This is a genomic window from Dietzia sp. KRD202, from assembly GCF_017168155.1.
Taxonomy (GTDB): Bacteria; Actinomycetota; Actinomycetes; order Mycobacteriales; family Mycobacteriaceae; genus Dietzia; species Dietzia kunjamensis.
In genome coordinates this window covers 148,237-168,220 of sequence record NZ_JABFAN010000019.1, presented here as the reverse complement: position 1 = coordinate 168,220, position 19,984 = coordinate 148,237, and the positions used below count along the sequence as shown (strand labels likewise).

The following is a 19,984-nucleotide window of genomic DNA, read 5'->3' as shown; positions in this document are numbered from 1 at the left end:
GCTGTCCACCCACTCTGGATCGATCCACCTCGGCATCGATCCACCGCTGAATCGATCCACCGCGACGGAAGGCTCCGAAGTGACGACGAGCATCACCGACACCGCCCCCCTGCTGATCGGCGGTGAGCTGCGACCCGCGACCGGGGGCGCCACGTTCGACGTCCTCAACCCCGCCACCGAGGAGGTCATCGGCCGGGCCGCCGACGCCGGGCGCGAGGACATGGACGCGGCCATCGCCGCCGCGCGCACCGCGTTCGACACCACCGACTGGTCCCGGGACCACGCGTTCCGTGCGCGGTGCCTGCGCCAGCTCCGCGACGCACTTCAGGGACACATCGAGGAGCTGCGGGCACTGACCATCGCCGAGGTCGGCGCGCCCCACATGTTCACGACCGGCCCCCAGCTGGAGGGGCCCGTCGCGGACCTGGGCTGGCTCGCCGACCTGGTGGAGGCCTACGAGTGGGTCACCGAGCTCGGGGAGTCCGAGATCATGGGCGTGCGCTCCAACCGCTCGACCCGGCGCGAGGCGGTCGGCGTGGTCGGCGCCATCACCCCGTGGAACTTCCCCAACCAGATCAACTTCGCCAAGATCGGCCCCGCGCTGGCCGCCGGCTGCACCGTGGTGCTCAAGCCCGCCCCCGACACCCCGCTCATCGCCGCGGCCGTGGCCCGGATCGCCGCCGAGGAGACGGACATCCCCGCCGGCGTACTCAACGTGGTCTCGTCGTCCGACCACGGCCTCGGCGAACAGCTGACCACCGACCCGCGCGTCGACCTGGTCTCCTTCACCGGATCCACCGCGACCGGCAAGAAGATCATGGCCGCCGCCGCCGAGACGCTGAAGAAGGTCTTCCTCGAGCTCGGCGGCAAGTCCGCCGCCGTTGTGCTGGACGACGCCGACCTGAACTCGGCGTGCTTCATGACGGCCCTCAACGCGTGTACGCACGCCGGACAGGGCTGCGCACTGACCACCCGCCTCGTCGTGCCCCGCGAGAGGTACGACGAGGCGGTCGAGGCGGCCAAGGGCGCCATGGCGGCGTTCGCGCCGAAGGACCCCAACGACCCGGGTGCCTTCTGCGGCCCGGTCATCTCCGCCGTCCAGCGCGAGCGCATCGAGGGTTACATCGCCCTGGCCGTGGAGGAAGGCGGCACCATCGAGATCGGTGGCGGCCGCCCCACCGGCGAGGGCATGGAGCGCGGGTTCTGGGTGGAGCCGACCCTCATCTCCGGTCTCGACAACTCGGCGCGGGTGGCACAGGAGGAGATCTTCGGCCCCGTCCTGGTGGTCATCCCCCACGATGGCGATTCCGATGCGATCCGGATCGCCAACGACTCCCCCTACGGACTGTCCGGAGCCGTGTGGGGCACCGACCCCGAGCGGATCGAGAAGGTCGTGGCCGGCATCCGCACCGGCACCCTCGGCGTCAACGGCGGCCAGTGGTACGGCGCCGACGTGCCGTTCGGCGGGTACAAGCAGTCGGGCATCGGCCGCGAGATGGGCCGCGAGGGCTTCGAGGAGTACCTCGAGATCAAGTCCGTCGCCACCCCGGCCTGAGGCCCCGGACAGCACCGGAGAGCCCGGGCACCCGGCACCACTGGCCCGGCACCACTCACCAGCACCACCCCATCCAGCACCACCGCATCCAGCATCACCACGCCGACAGGAAGAGACACACGACATGGGACGTTTCGACGGTAGGACCGCCATCGTGACCGGAGCCGCCGGCGGCATCGGCGAGGAGTACGCCAAGGCCCTCGCGGCCGAGGGCGCGAACGTGGTGGTCGCCGACGTGTCGACCGAGAACGGGGAGCGCGTCGCCGCGGACATCGTCGCCGCAGGCGGCCGGGCGGTCTTCCGGCACACGGACGTCTCCGACCCCGACTCGGCCAACGCCTGTGCCGAGGCCGCGGTCGAGGAGTTCGGCCGCCTGGACATCCTGGTCAACAACGCCGCGATCTTCGGCGGCATGAAGCTCGACTTCCTCATCACCGTGCCGTGGGACTACTACGAGAAGTTCATGTCGGTGAACCTCAACGGTCAGCTGCTCATGGTCCGCGCCTGCTGGGAGAAGATGACCGCCGCCGGCGGTGGCGCGATCGTCAACCAGTCCTCCACCGCGGCGTGGCTGTACTCGGGCTTCTACGGGCTGGCCAAGGTGGGTGTCAACGGCCTCACCCAGCAGCTCGCCACCGAGCTGGGCGGCTCGAACATCCGCATCAACGCCATCGCTCCCGGGCCGATCGACACCGAGGCCAACCGCTCCTCGACCCCGCAGTCGATCGTCAAGGAGATGGTCGACAAGCTGCCCATCAAGCGCATGGGTCAGCCGGAGGACCTGGTGGGGATGCTGCTGTTCCTGCTGTCGGACGAGGCGTCGTGGATCACCGGGCAGATCTTCAACGTCGACGGCGGACAGATCATCCGGTCATGAGCGGGCACCACGCCGAGGCCGACCCCGCCCCGTCCCCCGAACAGAACGCCGCGCCCGCGATCGGCCCCGGCGGTCCCGGCGACTCCCCCGCGCCGGTCGGGTTCATCGGCCTGGGCAACATGGGTGCGCCGATCGCGAATCGCCTCCTGGCCTGGCCGGGCGGGCTCGTGGTGTGCGACGTGCGCCCGGAGGCGACCGAGCCGTTCGTCGCCGAGGGCGCAACCGCCGCCGCCACCGGTGCCGAGGTCGCCCGCACGGCGCGCCTGGTGTCGGTGACGGTGCTGGACGACGCCCAGGTGCGTGACGTCGTCGACGGACCCGAGGGGATCCTGCGCACCGCCGCACCGGGGACCGTGATCGCGGTCCACTCCACCATCGCCGACTCGACGGCTGTTGAGCTGGCCGAGGTGTGTGCGGCCGCCGGGGTCCACCTGGTGGACGCGCCGGTGTCGGGTGGCGCGCAGGGGGCGGAATCGGGTCAGCTCGCCGTGATGGTCGGCGCACCGCGCGAGGTCTACGAGGCGTGCAAGCCGGTGTTCGCGCTGTGGGCGGGCATGCCCGTGCACGCCGGGGAAGTGGGTGCGGGCACGCGGATGAAACTGGCCCGCAACCTCCTGCACTTCATCTCGTTCACCGCCACCGCCGAGGCCTCCCGGCTGGCCGAGGCCGCGGGCATCGACATCACCAAGCTGGGCCGGGTGGTCCGCCACACCGACGCCATCACCGGCGGCGCCGGGGCCGTGATGCTGCGGGACACCACCGCGCCGATCGCGGCCGACGACTTCTGGCACGGCGTGTTCACCCACGTCCGCGGCCTGGGCGAGAAGGACCTGTCCCTCGCCCTGGGCCTGGCCGACCGGCTGGGCGTGGACCTGCCCCTGGGCACCATCGCGCTGCGCGACCTGGGCACCGGGTTCGGTGTCGGGCCGGGTGAACTCGCCCGCTGCGCGGACGTCCGTGCGGCGGGCGGTGGTTCCGGCGATGCGGGCGGGACCGGACGAGACCACGACGACGACCACGACGACGACGAGGAGAACCGATGAGCGACGCCGCGGACGCCGGGATGAGCCCGGAGCGCGAGCACGGTCTGGCCATGATGACCGAGGTGTACGGCTTCGAGATGTCCGACGGGCCGGGTGATTACTTCGCCGAGACCGCGGACCACCTGTTCGGCAGGATCTGGTCCCGCCCGGGCCTGAGTCACCGCGATCGCCGGTTGCTGCTCCTGGGGGCGCTGACGGCCCAGGGCAACACCGACATCGCGGACATCCAGGTGGGGGCGGCGCTCGGCAACGACGAGCTGACGCCCGAGGAACTGGAGGAGATCGTGGTGTTCCTCTGCTACTACGCGGGCTGGCCCAACGGGACCAAACTCGGCAACGTCGTGGGCCCGCACGTGGCGCGTGCCCGCAAGGCCGCCCGCCGCGCCGAGAGCTGAGGGGCGGGCGCTAGGTTGAAACCCATGACCGCACCCGAGATCGAACCCGCGCTGCTCGCCGTAGCGCTCGCCGCCCCCGGCTTCATGCCGCTGGAGGAGGGCATCACCTTGTACGACATCGCCTGCGAGTTCCTGGGCGACGGTGTGGGAGTGGAGATCGGCACCTACTGCGGCCGCTCCACCGTGTTCCTCGGCGCGGCCGCCCGCGTGACCGGCGGCAGCATCGTCACCGTGGACCACCACCGCGGTTCCGAGGAGCACCAGCCCGGCTGGGAGTACCACGACACCTCGCTGGTGGACGCGCACACCGGCCGCCTGGAGACACTCGGCGCGTTCCGCCACACCATGTGGGACGCCCGGCTCGACGACGTGGTGACCGCGGCGGTGGGGACGTCGACCCAGGTGGCCCGCGTCTGGGGCAGGCCCGCGTCATTCGTCTTCATCGACGGAGGCCACTCCTCCGAGGCGGCGCAGGCCGACTACGAGGGCTGGGCCCCATGGGTCGAGATCGGCGGGGCGCTGCTGATCCACGACGTGTTCCCGAACCCGGAGGACGGCGGCCGTCCCCCGTACGAGATCTACTGCCGCGCGCTGGAGTCGGGCCAGTTCACCGAGGTCCGGGCCGTGGACTCGCTGCGCGTGCTGCGCCGCGACTCCGGCGAGGTCGGCGCGCCGATGCCCTGAGCCCCGCACGCCCCTTGACCCGCACCTCCAAGGATCCGCTACCCGGAATCCGGATCCGCTACCCCGATTCGAGTAGCGGATCCGGATTCGGAGTAGCGGATCTCGCGGTTGCGGGGTGCCCGAGTCTGGCGGTCGGGGCAGCGGCGGGGCGGGTCACACCGCCCAGCGACCGCCGGCGCTCCACGGGTCGCCGGGTGAGGGCCGGCCGCGCCGTGAGTGCAGGAACCGCCCCACCACGGCTGCGCCCAGGTCGTCGACGTCCGGCGCCACCACCGTGCCGTCGACCCTCCGGGCCAGCGCGTCGAGGAACCGGGACAGACCCGGGTCGTCGCCCAGCCGGAAGAAGGTCGTCTGCGCCCCGGTGCGGGCGACCCGGTCCAACTCGTCGACGGTGATCCGGATGGTGTCGGGGTCCGGCGGGTAGGCGAACCACGGCTCCCCGCCGCTGAGCAGGTGGGCGGTGGGTTCGCCGTCGGTGACGATGAGCAACACCGGCTGCATCGTCGGGTGCTCACGGAAGTACCGCCCGGCGAGCAGGAGCGCATGATGCAGGTTCGTGCCGGCCTCGTACTGCGCGTCCAGGGAGAGCAGGTCCTCCACTGTCCGGGTCTGGGCGAAGCGGCCGAACGAGATGAGCTGCAGCCGGTCCTGCCGGAAACGGGTGCTCACCAGGTGGTGGAGGGCCAGGGCCGTACGCTTCATCGGGACCCACCGCCCCTCCATGGCCATGGAGAACGACGTGTCCACCAGCAACGCCACGGCGGCCTGGGTCCGCGCTTCGGTCTCCCTGACCTCGATGTCCTCGGGCAGGAGCCGGATCCCCGCACCCGTCTCGCCCCCCTCCGCGGCGATCCGGGAGATCGCATTGCCCACGGTCCTCGGCACGTCCCAGGACTCGACGTCACCGAACTCCCAGGCCCGGCTCGACCCCGTCTGCTCCCCCGCGGCCCCCGACAGCCTGGTCTCGCGCGCACCGGTCCGGCCGGACAACCGCTGTGCGGCGTCGCGGAGCAGTGATCTCCCGAGTTTGCGCAGCGCGGCCGGGGAGAGTCGGAGGTTCCCGTCCGGTCGGCGACTGAGGTACCCGGACTCGCGCATCTGCTGTTCGAGCCGCGACAGCGTCTGCACGGACACCGCCGCCTCGCGACCGAGATGGCGGGCCACCGCCTCCAGGTCGAGTTCGGACAGCGGGGACCTGTCGCTCCGGGAGAGCTGTTCGGCCAGCCGGTCGAGGTCCCCGAGTTCGGCCATGGCCGCGGTCCCCTCGGACATCCCCAACCCCTCGGAGCCCTCGAAGTCCTCCGAGCCGTCCCAGTCCTCGCCCGGACGCAGGGACTGCAGCAGCCCGTCCAACCGGCCCAGCTGCTCCATCAACTCGGGCGAACCGAACGCCTGCTGCGACAGGGCCATGAGCTCCTCCCGCTGCTCCGGCGTCATCGAGCGCATCATCCGCTGGGCCGCGGCCGCCCGCGCGGCGAGGGTGTCGATCAACTCCTCGACGTCCTTCGGCTGCTCCGGGAACGCGTCGGAGTGCTTGTCCATGAACTCCCGGAAGTCCTCGGGGGTGTCCTCACCGCGGGCGTGCTTGTCGAGCAGTTCGGTCAGGTCCGACAGCATCTCCGACACCGCCGCCCGGTCGGCGTCGGTCGCGTTCTCCAGCGCCTGTTTCATCCCGGCGAATCGGGCGTCGAGCACCTCGGCGCCCATGAGGTCCTGGATGCGGCGGTACGCCTCGCGGGCGTCGGACGAGGCCCAGTCGTAGTCCTTGAGTTCCCCGACCGCGGCGGCCGGCGAGTCGGGCAGGTTCTCGATGGTCATCTCCCGCAGGGTGCGGTCCATCGGATCCATGGCGGTGTCGCGGGCGAGCTGTCCCCGCTCGGCGAGCAGCGCCTCGTCGAGCAGCCGGGAGACCTCCTCGAGGGTGCCGCCCAGGTGGTTCCGCTGCAGCAGATCGCGACGTCGACGCTGGATGCGTCCGGCCAGCTCGTCGAGGCCTGTCTGGTCGCGGCCGCCGGTGCGGAGGAACTCCCGCATGGACTGCTCCGGGGAGTACCCGGCCATGACGCCCTCGGAGACCGCGTCGAGCGCCTCGGACAGGTCGAGCGGGGGCGCGAGGGGGTCCGGCCCGCCGATGTAGCGCCCGTAGCGGGCGCGGGGCTCTGGTCGCGACATCGCGCACCTCCTGCTCCGGCGGCGCACGGCAGCCGCCGATGGTGTCAGCCGTAGACGGCGGCGCCGTCCCCGGTCTCCTTGGACAGACGCCGTGAGAGGTAGAGCCCCTCCAGCGCCAGTTCGATCCCGCCGGCCCGCTGGCCGACGTTCGACGCACCGACCCTGTCGGCGATCTCGTCGTAGAGCCCCGGTTCGGACAGCTCGGGCAGGGCTGCGAGGAATTCGGCGGCGATGACGCTCGCGCCGGTCGTGAGGGTCACCGACCCGTCAAACGCGTCGACCAGCGGGGTCATGTCGATCCCCCGGAACAGTCCGCGGACGACGTCCACCGTGGCGATGCGCAGCAGGTACCGCAGGATCTCGGTCTCGCGCCCCTCCTCGCCGGGCTCGAACTCGATCTTGCCGCGCAGGACCTCGACGGCGGCGTCCACGTCGACGAGCCGTGCCACGGACTCACCCGGGTCGTCGGCGCCCCGCACGGCCGCCCGCCGACGGGCCGCCGCCGCGACGGTCTCCGCGCCGGCGATGGCGAAGCGGGCGGAGACGCCGGAGGCCTGGTTGATCGAGTCGGAGGTGCGCAGCTCGCGCGTGAACCGGGCGAGCAGTTCCATCAGCGGGTCCGGCACCTCGGCGGTCAGCTCGGCTTCCTGCCGCACGACCTCGATCTCGTCGGCCAGGTCGAGCGGGTAATGGGTCCGGATCTCGGCGCCGAACCGGTCCTTGAGCGGAGTGATGATCCGACCGCGGTTGGTGTAGTCCTCCGGGTTGGCCGAGGCCACCACCAGCACGTCCAGCGGCAGGCGCAGGACGTAGCCTCGGATCTGGACGTCCCGCTCCTCCATGACGTTGAGCAACGCCACCTGGATCCGCTCGGCCAGGTCGGGCAGCTCGTTGAGGGCCACGATCCCGCGGTTCGCGCGCGGCACCAACCCGTAGTGGATGGTCTCCGGGTCACCCAGTCGGCGGCCCTCGGCCACCCTCATGGGATCGACGTCGCCGATCATGTCGGCGACGGAGGTGTCCGGGGTGGACAGCTTCTCCACATAGCGCTCGTCACGGTGGCGCCACTGCACGGGCAGCGCATCGCCCTCACGGGCGATCCGCTCGCGCGTGGGTTCGGTGATCGGCGCGAGCGGGTCCTCGCCCAGCTCGGATCCGGCCACGACGGGCGACCACTCGTCCAACAATCCGACGAGCGTGCGCAGCAGGCGGGTCTTGCCCTGGCCGCGTTCGCCGAGGAGGACGATGTCGTGGCCGGCGATGATCGCCCGCTCGACCTGAGGGATCACCGTCGTGTCGAAGCCGTGCATGCCGGGCCACGGATCGCGTCCGGCGGCCAGGGCCGCGAGCAGGTTCTCGCGCAGCTCCTCGCGGAGGCTGCGGCTGGTGTATCCGGCGGCGCGCAGCTCGCCGAGGGTCTGCACGTTCGGCTTATCGCTCACACCGCCCACCGTAGCCCTGCGATGCCACTTCCGCTTCCGGCATAGGGTGGCATCATGCGTGCAGTGTTGACCCTCGTCCTCAACATCATCTGGCTGCTGACCGCGGGCATCTGGCTGTTCCTCGGCTATGTGCTGGCCGGGATCCTCGCCTGCATCCTCATCATCACGATCCCGTTCGGGGTCGCGAGTTTCCGGATCGCCGCCTACGTGCTGTGGCCGTTCGGCCGGGAGGTCGTCGACCGGGGCCGTCCCGGCGGGGTGAGCACGATCGCCAACGTCATCTGGTTCCTGGTGGCCGGACTGTGGCTGGCGATCGGCCACGTCGCCACCGCCGTCGCGCAGGCGATGACGATCATCGGCCTGCCCCTGGCGTGGGCCAATCTCAAGCTCATCCCGGTCACGTGCTTCCCGTTCGGCAAGGAGATCGTCCGCTCCGACCGGGCGGCGATGGTGCCGGTCGCCACCCGCTGACCGCCCGGTCGCCACCGGCTGACCACGCACCCCCGCACCGCATCCGGGCCCGGTCAGTCCTCGATCCCCGGCTGGTGGTGGCTGGCGATCGACACCCGGTTGAAGGCGTTGATCAGCACGATCGTCCACTCGAGCGCCGAGAGCTGCTCGTCGGAGAAGTGGTCGGCGGCCGCTGAGGTCGCGGCGACGCGTTCCTCGACGTCGTCCAGTCGGGTCAGCGTCTCGGCCAGTCGTAGTGCCGCCCTCTCCGGGTCACCGAAGGCGTCGAGTTCCCGCCACGCGGGCAGCAGGTCGAGCCGGTCCTGGGACACGCCGGCCTTGCGGGCCGCCGGCACGTGGGTGGCCAGGCAGGCCGCGCAACCGTTGAGCTGCGAGACACGCACGTTGACCAGTTCGAGCAGCGACTCCTCCAACCCGGCCTCGCCGGAGGCCTCCCGCGAGGCGACGGCGGTGCGGACCAACTGCTTGTAGACCTCGCGCTGGGTGCGGTCCAACTGCGGGACCCCCATGTCAGCCGTCCTCCCCGCCGAATCGCGCCCGGTCGGCGTCCGTGGCCTCCCGGTACGCGCCGGCGAACTCGTCCGCGTTCTTGCCGAGGAACCCCTCCACCATCGAGCACACGGGCACGATGGTGATCCCCTCCTCGCGCGTGGCCTCCACGGCGCCGCGCACGAGGGCGGTGCCGATGCCCCGGCCACCGAACTCCTCGTCGACCACGGTGTGGTGGAAGACGCGCTGGCCGGCGTGGTCGCGGAAATCGGCGTGGCCGGCGAGCTCGCCGGAGGCGTCCCGGACCTCGAACGCCTCGATCGAGTCGGCTCGTTTCACGGTCACGGTCGCGCCGGTCTTGTCGGTGTACTCGGTCATCTGCGGTGTCCTCTCACATCGGGGCCGACTGCGCGCGGGTCCGGGTTGACCCGCGGCTTGAGGGTGGTGGTGGGCAGGGTGGGCGCGGGCAGCCGGGTCAGCCCCCGCGGGTCGTGGCCGATGTAGCCGTCCACGCGTCCGAAGCGCTCCGATCCGGCCTCCCACTGCTCGCGGTAGCCCGCGATCTCGTCGTGGGTCCGGCCGATGAAGTTCCACCACATGATGATGTCCTCCTCGAACGGGGTGCCGCCGATGAGGACCGCCCGCCCGGCGGTGGTGCCGGTGTTGCGGATCGTCAGCGTGGTCTCGCCGACGCCGGTGTACGCGAGATGGCTGACCTCGACGTCGACGCCCTCGAGGGTCAGGTCACCGGAGTCGACGAGCAGGCCGTGCTCGAAGTCCGGGTCGACGTCCAGTCGCAGTTCGGCGCCGGGGTCGAGTCGGAGCTCCGCGGCGACGAGGGGGGTGTAGGTGGTGACCGATGACGACGAGCCCAGCAGCGACCCCATGAAGACCCGCGCCGATCCGCCGGCGAATCCGACGGGGTCGGGCACGTGGTGGTCGAACCTGCGGCCGCTGCTCTCGCGGTGGTCCTCGGGCAGCACGGTCCACAGCTGCACGCCGTGCAGGACGGTGGTGTCCTGGGTCGAGACCTCGGTGTGGCAGATGCCGGCGCCGGAGGTCATGAGGTTGACCTCCCCCGGGCGCACCACCGCATGGTTGTCCCCGGAGTCGTGATGGGTGACGCTGCCCTCGAAGAGCCAGCTCACGGTCTGCAGGCCGGTGTGCGGGTGTGAGGGCACGTCCATGCCGCCGGTGGCCGAGACGTCGTCGGGTCCGTAGTGGTCGACGAAGCAGAAGGCACCGATGAGCGAGCGCTGGCGCTGCGGCAGCGTCCGGCGGACCGTCATCGCCCGCGGCCCGCCCAGGGGCACCTCGCGGGAGGTGATGATCTCCACGGCGGCCCCGCCGGGCTGTGCGTCCTCCGAACGGGGCCCGCCCGGCGCACCGCCGGCCTCGCACTCGATCTCGGGCGGGTCGGGGTCGAGGTTGCTCATTCGACGACCTCGCTCATCTCGGCCCGGGCGTCGACGGCCTCGCGGCGCAGCTCCAGCTTCTTGGCGTTGATCTTCCCGCCCAGCGCCAGGACGAGCGCCTTGTCCACGACCGCCACCGGCAGATGGTCGAGGAGACGTCGGCCGAGGTCCCATCGCACGGCGTAGCGGCGACGGGGGCGCGTTGTGGTACCGGCGGTCCACACGGCCTCCGCGAGCACGGACGGGTCGGTGGCCTTGTCGTCCTCGCCGGCGGCCATTTCCCCCATCACCGCGGCCATCGCGGCGAACGGCGAACCGGGGGCGGTCGATTCCTGGAAGCGCCGCCGGATCGAGGCGGTCATCCCGGTGCGGAACGGACCCGGTTGGACGAGCACGACGTCCAGGCCGAGGAACATCAGCTCGCGCCGCAGCGCGTCACCGTAGGCCTCGATCGCGTGTTTGCTCATGGCGTAGGCGCCGTTCATCGGCATGCCGTGCTGCGGGCCGGTCTCGGAGCTGATGAGCACCACCCTCCCGCGGGTCTCCCGGAGGAGGTCCCACAGGGCGTGGACGGTGCGCACGGTGCCCATGACGTTGACGTCCAGGACCTGCTGCACCCGGTCCGGATCGGTCTCGGCCAGCGGCCCGATCCCGAGGACGCCCGCGAACGTGACGAGCGCGTCGAGGCGGCCGTGCTCGCGTCGGACCCGGTCGGACAGGGCGGTGAGCGAGGCGGAGTCGGTGACGTCGGCGGCGAGGGGCGTGATTCGGTCACCGCCGGGCGGCGCCTGGAGGTCGACGGCCACGACGTGCCAGCCCCGGGAGGCGTAGAGCGCGGTGGTGGCGGCCCCGAGGCCTCCCCCGGCTCCGGTGACGACGACGACGGGGGCGGCGGGCGCGCTGGTGTCCATACCCTGACGGTACCGGCGTGCGGAGTCCCGGTGGGGCGCTCCCGGGAGCCCGGCTGCTCCGATCACGGGAGCCCGCCTGCATGACCCCGGCGGGGCGCTCCCGGTGGCCCCGCCCGCGTCAGACCAGGGCGTCGAGGCCGAGTTTGCCGGCGAGGCGGTCGATGTAGGCCAGGACCTCGTCCTCGGTCCGGTCCGGGGTGCCGTAGACGAGTTCGTGGACGCCGAGCTCGCGGTAGGCGTCGATCTTCTCGTGATCCGGTTTCCCGTCGAGGACGACGATGTAGGGCTCGCCCTCCCGGCCGGCCTCGGCCCACAGTTCCCGCAGGGTCCGTACGCTGCCGGCGATGTCCTGGGAGATCGGGGTGGTCATCCAGCCGTCGGCGCTGCGGCAGATCCACTTGAGGTTCTTCTCGGTGCCGGCCGCTCCCACGAGGGTGAGCGGGCCGGGCGTGCGGGCGGTCTTGGGCCAGGCCCAGCTGGGACCGAAGTCGACGAACTCTCCGTGGTACTCGGCCTCGTCGTGCGTCCACAGCTCCCGCATGGCCTCGAGGTACTCGCGGAGCATGGTGCGCCGACGCTGCGGCGGCACGTTGTGGTCGGCCATCTCGTCCAGATTCCAGCCGTACCCCACGCCGAGCACGGTGCGCCCGTCGGAGAGGTGGTCGACCGAGGCGATGGTCTTGGCCAGCGTGAGGGGGTCGCTCTCCACCGGGATGGACACGGCGGTTCCGAGACGGATGGTCGACGTGACAGCCGCGGCGGCGCCGAGGGCGACCCACGGGTCCAGGGTGCGGCTGTACCGCTCGTCGGGGAGCTCGGCGCCGCCGGTACCCGGGTGCGCGGCCTCGCGCCGCACCGGGATGTGCGTGTGCTCGGGAACGTAGAACGCGGAGAACCCGGCGCGTTCGGCGGCCACGGCGGCCGTGGTCGGCCGGATGCCCCGGTCACTGGTGAACAGGGTCAGTCCGAATTCCATGCGTTCTCCCTCGTGCGCTGCGTCGACCCACCGCCTGACACCTGATCAGACAGGTGTCCAGCGGCGGTGTCGCCACAGACTAGCGCACGACGGCGGCGGGTGGGCAGACCTCGCCCGCCACGCACTCGGCCGGATCGCCCGGCTGGGACTGCAGACGCTGCATGGTGTGGTGCGAGACGTAGCGGAAGATCTCGTTGCCCGGGGTGGTGCGCGAGAGGGCGTCCGCCGCCAGCAGCATGACGGCCGCTGTCCAGGTACTCAGCTCGACCGGCCACCGCTTGCCGTCGGCGAAGACGAGTCCGGTCCAGTAGGAACCGTCGGTGTCCCGCAGGTGCTGCATGTTGGTGAACTGCGCGAGCGCCTGATCGTGTCGCCCGGCCGCCTCCAGGGCGAGCACCAGCTCGCACGTCTCGGCCCCGGTGACCCACGGCCGGTGGTCGACGCAGCGGATGCCCAGTCCGTCCACCACGAAGTCGTCCCACCGGGAGTCGAGCCGCGCCTGCGCCTGCTCCCCCACCATCACGCCGGCCAGGACCGGGTAGTACCAGTCCATGGAGAACTCGTCCTTGGGCGTGAAGAGCTCGGGGTGGGCGCGCAGCGCATGGCCCAACCGGTCGGCGGCGGCGTCCCAGTCCGGCGCGCTCCCGCCGAGCTCCTCGGCGATCGCGACGCCGCAGCGCAGCGCGTGGTGGATGCTGGACGAGCCGGTGACCAGCGCCTCCTCGCAGAAGCCCTCGGGACCGGCGCCCCACCACATCTGCCCCTCGGGCCCCTGGAACGTCAACACCAGGTCGAGTGCCCGGCGCACCGTCGGCCACATCGACTCGAGGAAACCGGGCCTGCCGCTCACCAGGTGGTGGTGCCACACGCCCACCGCGACGTACGCGCAGAAGTTGGAGTCGACGTCGCCGTCGGCGACGTGGTCGTCCTGCCACTTCATCGGCCACGACCCGTCGCCCCGCTGGGTGTCCCGGAGGAACCCGTACGCCCTCTCGGCGGCCTCCCACTGGCCCGCGACGGACAGGCCCATCGCCGACTCGACGTGATCCCAGGGGTCGGTGTGACCGCCGGTGAACCACGGGATCTCACCGCTGGGCTTCTGGACGGACGCGAGCCACTCGCCGGTGGCGCGGACCGCGTCGGCGTCGAGGACCCCGGGCACGGTGGGGACCGGACGATGGCTGGTGACTCCGGTGTTGGGCGTCTGCACGGACGATCAGGCCTCCACGGGCTTACGCAGGTAGAACACGATGGACTTGCCCATCACCGGGTTGAGCACCTTCTCGGCGGTCCGGGTGACCCAGGGCCCCTTCATCAGGTCCCAGACGAGCAGCTTGTGGTACGCCTTCGGCAACGGGTGGTCGTCGTTCTCCGTGCCCACCGCGCACTTGAGCCACCAGTACGGGGCGTGCAGCGCGTGGGCGAACCCGGTGCCGGTGACCTCCAGCCCCGCCGCGCGGAGCTTGAACCCCAACTCCTCGGCGGTGTAGATCCGGCAGTGCCCACCCGGGTTGGAGTGGTAGGCGTCGGACAGCTTCCAGCAGAGCTTCTCCGGCCACTCACGCGGCACGGTCACCGCGGCGACGCCGCCCGGCTTGAGGATCCGCACGAGTTCGGCGATGGCCTTGGTGTCCTCCGGGACGTGCTCGAGCACCTCGGAGATGAGCACCAGATCGAAGGTCGCGTCCTCGTACGGCATGTTGAGCGCGTCCCCGGTGACGGCCTCCCCCTTCGAGGAGGGCAGCCCCTCGCCCTCGGCCTCCATGGCGGCGAGCATGTCGGAGACCTGCTGCATCTCGTCGGCGTTCTGGTCGAACGCCGTGACGTCCGCGCCACGCCGGTAGAGCTCGAAGGTGTGACGACCGAGGCCGGCCCCCACGTCGATGGCTCGCATACCGGGGGTGACCCCGAGACGGTCGAAATCAGCGGTCAGCATGCGGCGTCCTCCTGCTCACGGATGGTGTACTCACCGGACTCCGGGAGCACCTCGGGCACGTCGTCGGTGACGTGCTCGTCGATCTCTGTCTGATCCGGCCCGAGGACCGGCCCGGCCGTCAGGTCCGGCAGCGCGTCGCCGCGGACCCGGGCGATCGCCGCCTCGTAGACCTCGACGGTCCGGCGGGCGACGGCGGCCCAGCTGTAGCGCTCCATGACCCGGGCACGGCCGCCCTGCGAGAGGCGTTGCCGCTCGGCCGGGTCGGACAGCAGCGCGCTGATCTCACGGGCCAACGCGTCGACGTCGCCCGGCTCGACCAGGCGGGCCGCCGAGTCGTCCGTGCCGACGACCTCCGGCAGCGCGCCGGCACGCGTCGCGACGAGTGCGCAGCCGCTGGACATGGCCTCCACCGCCGGCAGGGAGAATCCCTCGTACATACTCGGCACGACCGCGATCTCGGCCGACCCGACGAGATCGGCGAGCTCGTCGTCGTCGACCCCGGACACCAGGTCCACCGCGTCCCGCAGGCCCAGCTTGTCGAGCAGCCTGGCGGCCTCGCCCTTGCGCTTGAGCTTGGACACCAGCGTCAGACGCACGCCCGGGTGCTCCTCGCGGACCCTGGCCAGCGCGCGCAACAGGACCGGCACCCCCTTGAGCGGCTGATCGGCACTGGCCACGCAGACCAGGCGGCCGGGCTCGCGCACGCGACGATGGTGGAACCGGTCGGTGTCCACGCCCAGCGGGATGGTGACGATGCGGTCCGGGTCCACGCCGAAGTCGGTGGCGATGTCGTCGGCGGAGTTGCTGGAGACCGTGATGATCTCCTGCAGCTTGCGGGAGACCCGCATCTGCATGCCCAGGAACCCGAACCAGCGCCACGTGGTGATCTTCTTGCGCAGCGGGGCCTCCTTCATGGCCAGCGCGCGATCCCGCGTGATGGGGTGGTGCACCGTGGCCACGACGGGGAAACCCGCCTTCTCCAGGTCCAGCAGGCCGGATCCCAGGCACTGGTTGTCGTGCACCACGTCGAAGTCGTTTAGACGTTCCCGGAGTGTGCGCGCGGCCCGCATGCTGAACGTCCGCGGCTCCGGGAACCCGGCGGTCCACATGGTGACCACCTCGAGAACGTCGATGAGGTCGCGGATCTCCCGCGGGTGCGGCGTGCGGAACGGGTTCGCGTCGTTGTACAGGTCCAGACTCGGGACCTCGGTGAGAGTGGGGCCCGGGTCGAGTTCCGGGTAGGGCTGACCGGAGAACACCTCGACCGTGTGTCCGAGTGCTGCCAACTCGCGGCTGAGGTGACGGACGTAGACGCCCTGGCCCCCGCCGTGTGGCTTGCTCCGGTACGAGAGCAGCGCGATCCGCACTTCTCGATCGCCTCCTTCATGGTCGTCGGCCCGCCGTCGGCGGGTGTCGCGGGCGGCGACGGGCACATCGGGAAAGTCTAGAACACGTTCGCCCCGGTCCCACACACGGCCGGACGAACGCACCGGACCCCCGGCGCGAGAGGCGCTCGGGGGTCCGGTGTCGGTGTTACTCCACGGTCGGTTCGTCGCCGTGGGGCCTGCTCAGTAGCCCAGGTCGTCCAGGCGGACCGAGGCGCCGGTGGCGTCCCCGAACCCGTCCTCGGGACCGTAGAAACCATCGCCGTAGTCCGGGATGGAGTACGCGGCGGCGCGGGCCTCCTCGGTGGGCTCGACCGTCGAGTTCCGGTAGCGGTTGATACCGGTACCCGCCGGGATGAGCTTACCGATGATGACGTTCTCCTTGAGGCCCACGAGCTTGTCCGACCGCTTGTTGATGGCGGCGTCGGTGAGCACGCGGGTGGTCTCCTGGAAGGAGGCAGCCGAGAGCCACGAGTCCGTGGCCAGCGAGGCCTTGGTGATGCCCATGAGGACCGGACGCGCCGAGGCCGGCGAGCCGCCCTCGGTGAGCACGCGGCGGTTCTCCGCCGTGAGCTCGGCACGCTCCACGAGCGCACCGGGCAGGAACTCGGTGCTGTTCGAGTCGTTGATCGCGACTCGACGCATCATCTGACGGACGATGACCTCGAGGTGCTTGTCGTGGATCGACACACCCTGCGCACGGTAGACCTTCTGCACCTCGTCGACGAGGAACTTCTGGACACCGTTGGGGCCGAGGATGGCCAGCACCTCGTGCGGATCGGCCGGGCCCTCGAGGAGGGCCTGCCCGCGCTCGAGGTGATCGCCGTCCGCGATCGGGCGGGAGGAGCCGTCCTCCAGCTCGATATGGGCCAGGCCCTGGCGCTTCGACAGCTTCTCGTAGACGATCTCGTCCGCACCGTTGTCCGGCACGATCGTGATCGTGTAGAAGCGCTCCTCCTCCTCGAGACGGATCCGGCCCGCCTCCTCGGCGATCGGCGCCTTGCCCTTGGGCACGCGGGCCTCGAAGAGCTCCTGCACGCGCGGGAGACCGCCGGTGATGTCGTCACCGACGCCACCCTGGTGGAAGGTACGCATCGTCAGCTGGGTGCCCGGCTCACCGATCGACTGGGCGGCGACGATGCCGACGGCCTCGCCGATATCCACCAGGAGACCGGTGGCCATCGAGCGGCCGTAACAGGTCGCACAGACGCCGGTACCGGTGGTGCAGGTGAGGACCGACCGGACCTTGACCTTCTCGATGCCGGCGACGATCAGCGCCTCGATGTTCGGGTCACCGAGGTCGGTGCCCGCGGCGACGATCACGTTGCCGTCGGCGTCGAGCGCATCCTCCGCGAGCGTCCGGGCGAACGTCGAGGTCTCGACGTGCTCGTCGCGCTCGAGGGACCCGGTCGGGCTGCCGTGGACGTCCATCACCGGGCGGGCGATGGTCGTCTCGACACCCTTCGACGTCCCACAGTCGGTCTCGCGCACGATGACGTCCTGCGAGACGTCGACGAGACGACGGGTGAGGTAACCCGAGTCGGCGGTACGCAGGGCGGTGTCGGCCAGACCCTTACGGGCGCCGTGCGTGTTCATGAAGTACTCGAGCACGGTCAGGCCCTCGCGGAACGAGGACTTGATCGGCTGCGGGATGAACTCGCCGTTCGGACGCGTCACCAGACCCTTCATGCCCGCGAGCGAGCGGATCTGGGTCATGTTGCCCGCCGCGCCCGACTTCACGATCGTCGGGATCGGGTTGGAGTCCGGATAGTTCTCCTCCATGGCCTGACCGATCTCGTCGGTGGCCTCCTGCCAGAGCTTCACCAGGTCCGACTTGCGCTCCTCGTCGGTGATCTTGCCGAGGTCGTACTGCGACTCCAGGCGCGCGGCCTTCGCGTCGTACGAGGCGAGAATCTCCTTCTTGGCCGGCGGGACCAGCACGTCAGACATGGCGATGGTGACACCCGAGCGGGTGGCCCAGTAGAAACCGGTGTCCTTGAGCTTGTCCACCGTCTGCGCCACGACGATCATCGGGTAGCGCTCGGCCAGGTCGTTGATGATGACGGCCTGACGCTTCTTGGGCATCTGCTCGTTGACGAACGGGTAGTCCGCCGGGAGCAGTTCGTTGAACATCACGCGACCGAGGGTGGTCACGGTCAGCCACTCCTGGCCCTGCGTCCAGCCCTCGGGGAACTGCTCGGCCTCGACGTCGGCCGGCGGACGCTGGTGCGTCAGTCGGACCTGGATCGGGGCGTGGATGTCCAGCACGCCGAGGTCGACGGCCATGATGGCCTCCGACGGCGTCGAGTACACGCCCACGGCGGGGGTGTCCTCGGAGGCCGGGATGTACGAGCCGGTCGCACCCTCGTCCAGACGGGTGAGGTAGTACAGGCCGGTCACCATGTCCAGACGCGGCATGGCGAGCGGACGACCCGACGCCGGCGACAGGATGTTGTTCGAGGCGAGCATGAGGATGCGCGCCTCGGCCTGCGCCTCCGCGGACAGCGGGAGGTGCACGGCCATCTGGTCACCGTCGAAGTCGGCGTTGAAGGCCTCACACACGAGCGGGTGCAGCTGGATGGCCTTGCCCTCGACGAGCTGCGGCTCGAACGCCTGGATGCCGAGGCGGTGCAGCGTGGGCGCACGGTTGAGCATCACCGGGTGTTCGGCGATGACCTCTTCGAGCACGTCCCACACCTGGTCGCGCTGACGCTCGACCATGCGCTTGGCGGACTTGATGTTCTGCGCGTGGTTGAGGTCCACCAGACGCTTCATGACGAAGGGCTTGAACAGCTCGAGCGCCATCAGCTTGGGCAGACCACACTGGTGCAGCTGCAGCTGCGGGCCCACGACGATCACGGAACGACCGGAGTAGTCGACGCGCTTGCCGAGCAGGTTCTGACGGAACCGGCCCTGCTTGCCCTTGAGCAGATCCGAGAGCGACTTGAGCGGGCGGTTGCCCGGGCCCGTGACGGGCCGGCCACGACGGCCGTTGTCGAACAGCGCGTCGACGGACTCCTGCAGCATCCGCTTCTCGTTGTTGACGATGATCTCGGGGGCACCTAGATCCATCAGACGCTTGAGGCGGTTGTTGCGGTTGATCACGCGACGGTAGAGGTCGTTGAGGTCCGAGGTGGCGAAGCGGCCACCGTCGAGCTGGACCATCGGACGCAGCTCCGGCGGGATCACCGGGACGGCCCCGAGGACCATCGCGGCCGGGTGGTTGCCCGACTGCAGGAACGCGGAGACGACCTTGAGCCGCTTCAGGGCGCGGATCTTCTTCTGACCCTTGCCGTTGCGGATGATCTCGCGCAGCGACTCGGCCTCGGCGGAGAGGTCGAAGTTCAGCAGCAGCGCCTGGATCGCCTCGGCGCCCATGCCGCCCTCGAAGTACTCGCCGAAGCGGTCCTCGAGCTCGCGGTAGATGCCCTCGTCCACGATGATCTGGTTGACGTCGAGCTTCGTGAAGGTGGTCCAGATCTCGTCGAGACGGTCCAGCTCGCGCTGGGCCGACTCGCGGATCTTCTTCATCTCCTTCTCGCCGCCGTCCTTGACCTTGCGGCGCTGGTCGGCCTTGGCCCCCTCGGCCTCGAGCTCGGCGAGATCGGCCTCGAGCTTCCGCGCGCGGGCCTCGATGTCGGAGTCGCGCTCGTCCTCGATGATCTTGCGCTCCTCGAGGACCTGGGCCTCGAGGGTGCTCAGCTCGTTGTGACGCAGCTCGGTGTCGACGCCGGTGATGACGTAGGCGGCGAAGTAGATGATCTTGTCGAGATCCTTGGGCGCCAGGTCCAGCAGGTAGCCCAGACGCGACGGGACGCCCTTGAAGTACCAGATGTGGGTGACGGGCGCGGCGAGCTCGATGTGGCCCATGCGCTCGCGACGGACCTTGGCGCGGGTCACCTCGACGCCACAGCGCTCACAGATGATGCCCTTGAAGCGCACGCGCTTGTACTTGCCGCAGTAGCACTCCCAGTCCCGGGTGGGGCCGAAGATCTTCTCGCAGAACAGGCCCTCCTTCTCCGGCTTGAGGGTGCGGTAATTGATGGTCTCCGGCTTCTTGACCTCGCCGTAGGACCAGTTACGGATGTCCTCGGCCGTCGCGAGGCTGATGACCAGCTCGTCGAAGTAGTTGACGTCCTGCACGTAGGCGTCCTTTCCCGGGTGGGATGATGGCGGGCCCCTCGCGGGGTGGGGCCGGTGTGGGGCCCGCCGAGGTGGAACTCGAATCTGTCG

General features: G+C 70.5%; 17 protein-coding genes. 6 read left to right on the top strand and 11 right to left on the bottom strand.

Going from position 1 to position 19,984, the window contains the following annotated elements; all coding sequences use genetic code 11:
- The first annotated feature begins 79 nt into the window (after positions 1-79).
- From J1M64_RS16415 to J1M64_RS16395, 5 genes are all read left to right on the top strand, one after another.
- A complete protein-coding gene (locus J1M64_RS16415; RefSeq protein ID WP_206474864.1) occupies positions 80-1,555 on the top strand; it encodes an aldehyde dehydrogenase in 1,476 nt (491 codons plus the stop codon).
- A 124-nt stretch (positions 1,556-1,679) separates the two neighbouring features.
- Positions 1,680-2,432, top strand: a complete 753-nt coding sequence (locus tag J1M64_RS16410) for an SDR family oxidoreductase (protein WP_206474863.1) — start codon at positions 1,680-1,682, stop codon at positions 2,430-2,432.
- Positions 2,429-3,475, top strand: a complete 1,047-nt coding sequence (locus J1M64_RS16405; protein WP_206474862.1) for an NAD(P)-dependent oxidoreductase — start codon at positions 2,429-2,431, stop codon at positions 3,473-3,475. The genes J1M64_RS16410 and J1M64_RS16405 overlap by 4 nt, the downstream gene beginning before the upstream one ends.
- Positions 3,472-3,870 (top strand): carboxymuconolactone decarboxylase family protein, encoded by a 399-nt coding sequence (locus J1M64_RS16400; RefSeq protein WP_240341248.1) that lies wholly within the window; start codon positions 3,472-3,474, stop codon positions 3,868-3,870. The genes J1M64_RS16405 and J1M64_RS16400 overlap by 4 nt, the downstream gene beginning before the upstream one ends.
- Positions 3,871-3,894: 24 nt before the next feature.
- On the top strand, positions 3,895-4,554 hold the full coding sequence (locus J1M64_RS16395) for a class I SAM-dependent methyltransferase (RefSeq protein WP_096907044.1): 660 nt from the start codon (positions 3,895-3,897) through the stop codon (positions 4,552-4,554).
- Positions 4,555-4,707: 153 nt separating this feature from the next.
- On the opposite strand, the gene J1M64_RS16390 is transcribed toward J1M64_RS16395, so the two are convergent.
- Together J1M64_RS16390 and J1M64_RS16385 are read right to left on the bottom strand one after the other, a co-directional pair.
- Positions 4,708-6,726: a VWA domain-containing protein gene (locus tag J1M64_RS16390; protein ID WP_206474861.1), complete on the bottom strand. Its 2,019-nt coding sequence runs from the start codon at positions 6,724-6,726 to the stop codon at positions 4,708-4,710.
- Between the two features lie 44 nt (positions 6,727-6,770).
- On the bottom strand, positions 6,771-8,177 hold the full coding sequence (locus J1M64_RS16385; RefSeq protein WP_206474860.1) for a sigma 54-interacting transcriptional regulator: 1,407 nt from the start codon (positions 8,175-8,177) through the stop codon (positions 6,771-6,773).
- A 45-nt stretch (positions 8,178-8,222) separates the two neighbouring features.
- Between J1M64_RS16385 and J1M64_RS16380 the strand changes: the two genes are divergently transcribed.
- Complete coding sequence (locus tag J1M64_RS16380) at positions 8,223-8,639, top strand: YccF domain-containing protein (protein WP_096907041.1); 417 nt, start codon at positions 8,223-8,225, stop codon at positions 8,637-8,639.
- Between the two features lie 53 nt (positions 8,640-8,692).
- On the opposite strand, the gene J1M64_RS16375 is transcribed toward J1M64_RS16380, so the two are convergent.
- From J1M64_RS16375 to J1M64_RS16335, 9 genes are all read right to left on the bottom strand, one after another.
- Positions 8,693-9,148 carry a carboxymuconolactone decarboxylase family protein gene (locus J1M64_RS16375; protein WP_206474859.1) on the bottom strand — a complete coding sequence of 152 codons (456 nt, stop codon included), beginning with the start codon at positions 9,146-9,148 and terminating at the stop codon, positions 8,693-8,695.
- Position 9,149: 1 nt separating this feature from the next.
- Positions 9,150-9,506, bottom strand: a complete 357-nt coding sequence (locus tag J1M64_RS16370) for a GNAT family N-acetyltransferase (RefSeq protein WP_206474858.1) — start codon at positions 9,504-9,506, stop codon at positions 9,150-9,152.
- A complete protein-coding gene (locus J1M64_RS16365; protein ID WP_206474857.1) occupies positions 9,503-10,564 on the bottom strand; it encodes a pirin family protein in 1,062 nt (353 codons plus the stop codon). Before J1M64_RS16365 ends, J1M64_RS16370 begins: the two co-directional genes overlap by 4 nt.
- A complete protein-coding gene (locus J1M64_RS16360) occupies positions 10,561-11,454 on the bottom strand; it encodes an SDR family NAD(P)-dependent oxidoreductase (protein ID WP_206474856.1) in 894 nt (297 codons plus the stop codon). Before J1M64_RS16360 ends, J1M64_RS16365 begins: the two co-directional genes overlap by 4 nt.
- A gap of 118 nt (positions 11,455-11,572) precedes the next feature.
- On the bottom strand, positions 11,573-12,430 hold the full coding sequence (locus J1M64_RS16355; RefSeq protein WP_067716785.1) for an LLM class F420-dependent oxidoreductase: 858 nt from the start codon (positions 12,428-12,430) through the stop codon (positions 11,573-11,575).
- Positions 12,431-12,509: 79 nt separating this feature from the next.
- The gene (locus J1M64_RS16350) at positions 12,510-13,640 is read right to left on the bottom strand and encodes a prenyltransferase (protein ID WP_206474855.1); all 1,131 of its coding nucleotides are present in this window, start codon (positions 13,638-13,640) and stop codon (positions 12,510-12,512) included.
- Between the two features lie 6 nt (positions 13,641-13,646).
- Entirely contained in the window at positions 13,647-14,366 is a 720-nt protein-coding gene (locus J1M64_RS16345) for a class I SAM-dependent methyltransferase (RefSeq protein WP_206474854.1), read from the bottom strand.
- Positions 14,360-15,733 carry a glycosyltransferase family 4 protein gene (locus J1M64_RS16340; protein WP_206475028.1) on the bottom strand — a complete coding sequence of 458 codons (1,374 nt, stop codon included), beginning with the start codon at positions 15,731-15,733 and terminating at the stop codon, positions 14,360-14,362. Before J1M64_RS16340 ends, J1M64_RS16345 begins: the two co-directional genes overlap by 7 nt.
- 201 nt (positions 15,734-15,934) lie before the next feature.
- On the bottom strand, positions 15,935-19,894 hold the full coding sequence (locus J1M64_RS16335) for a DNA-directed RNA polymerase subunit beta' (RefSeq protein ID WP_206474853.1): 3,960 nt from the start codon (positions 19,892-19,894) through the stop codon (positions 15,935-15,937).
- Between the last annotated feature and the right edge of the window lie 90 nt (positions 19,895-19,984).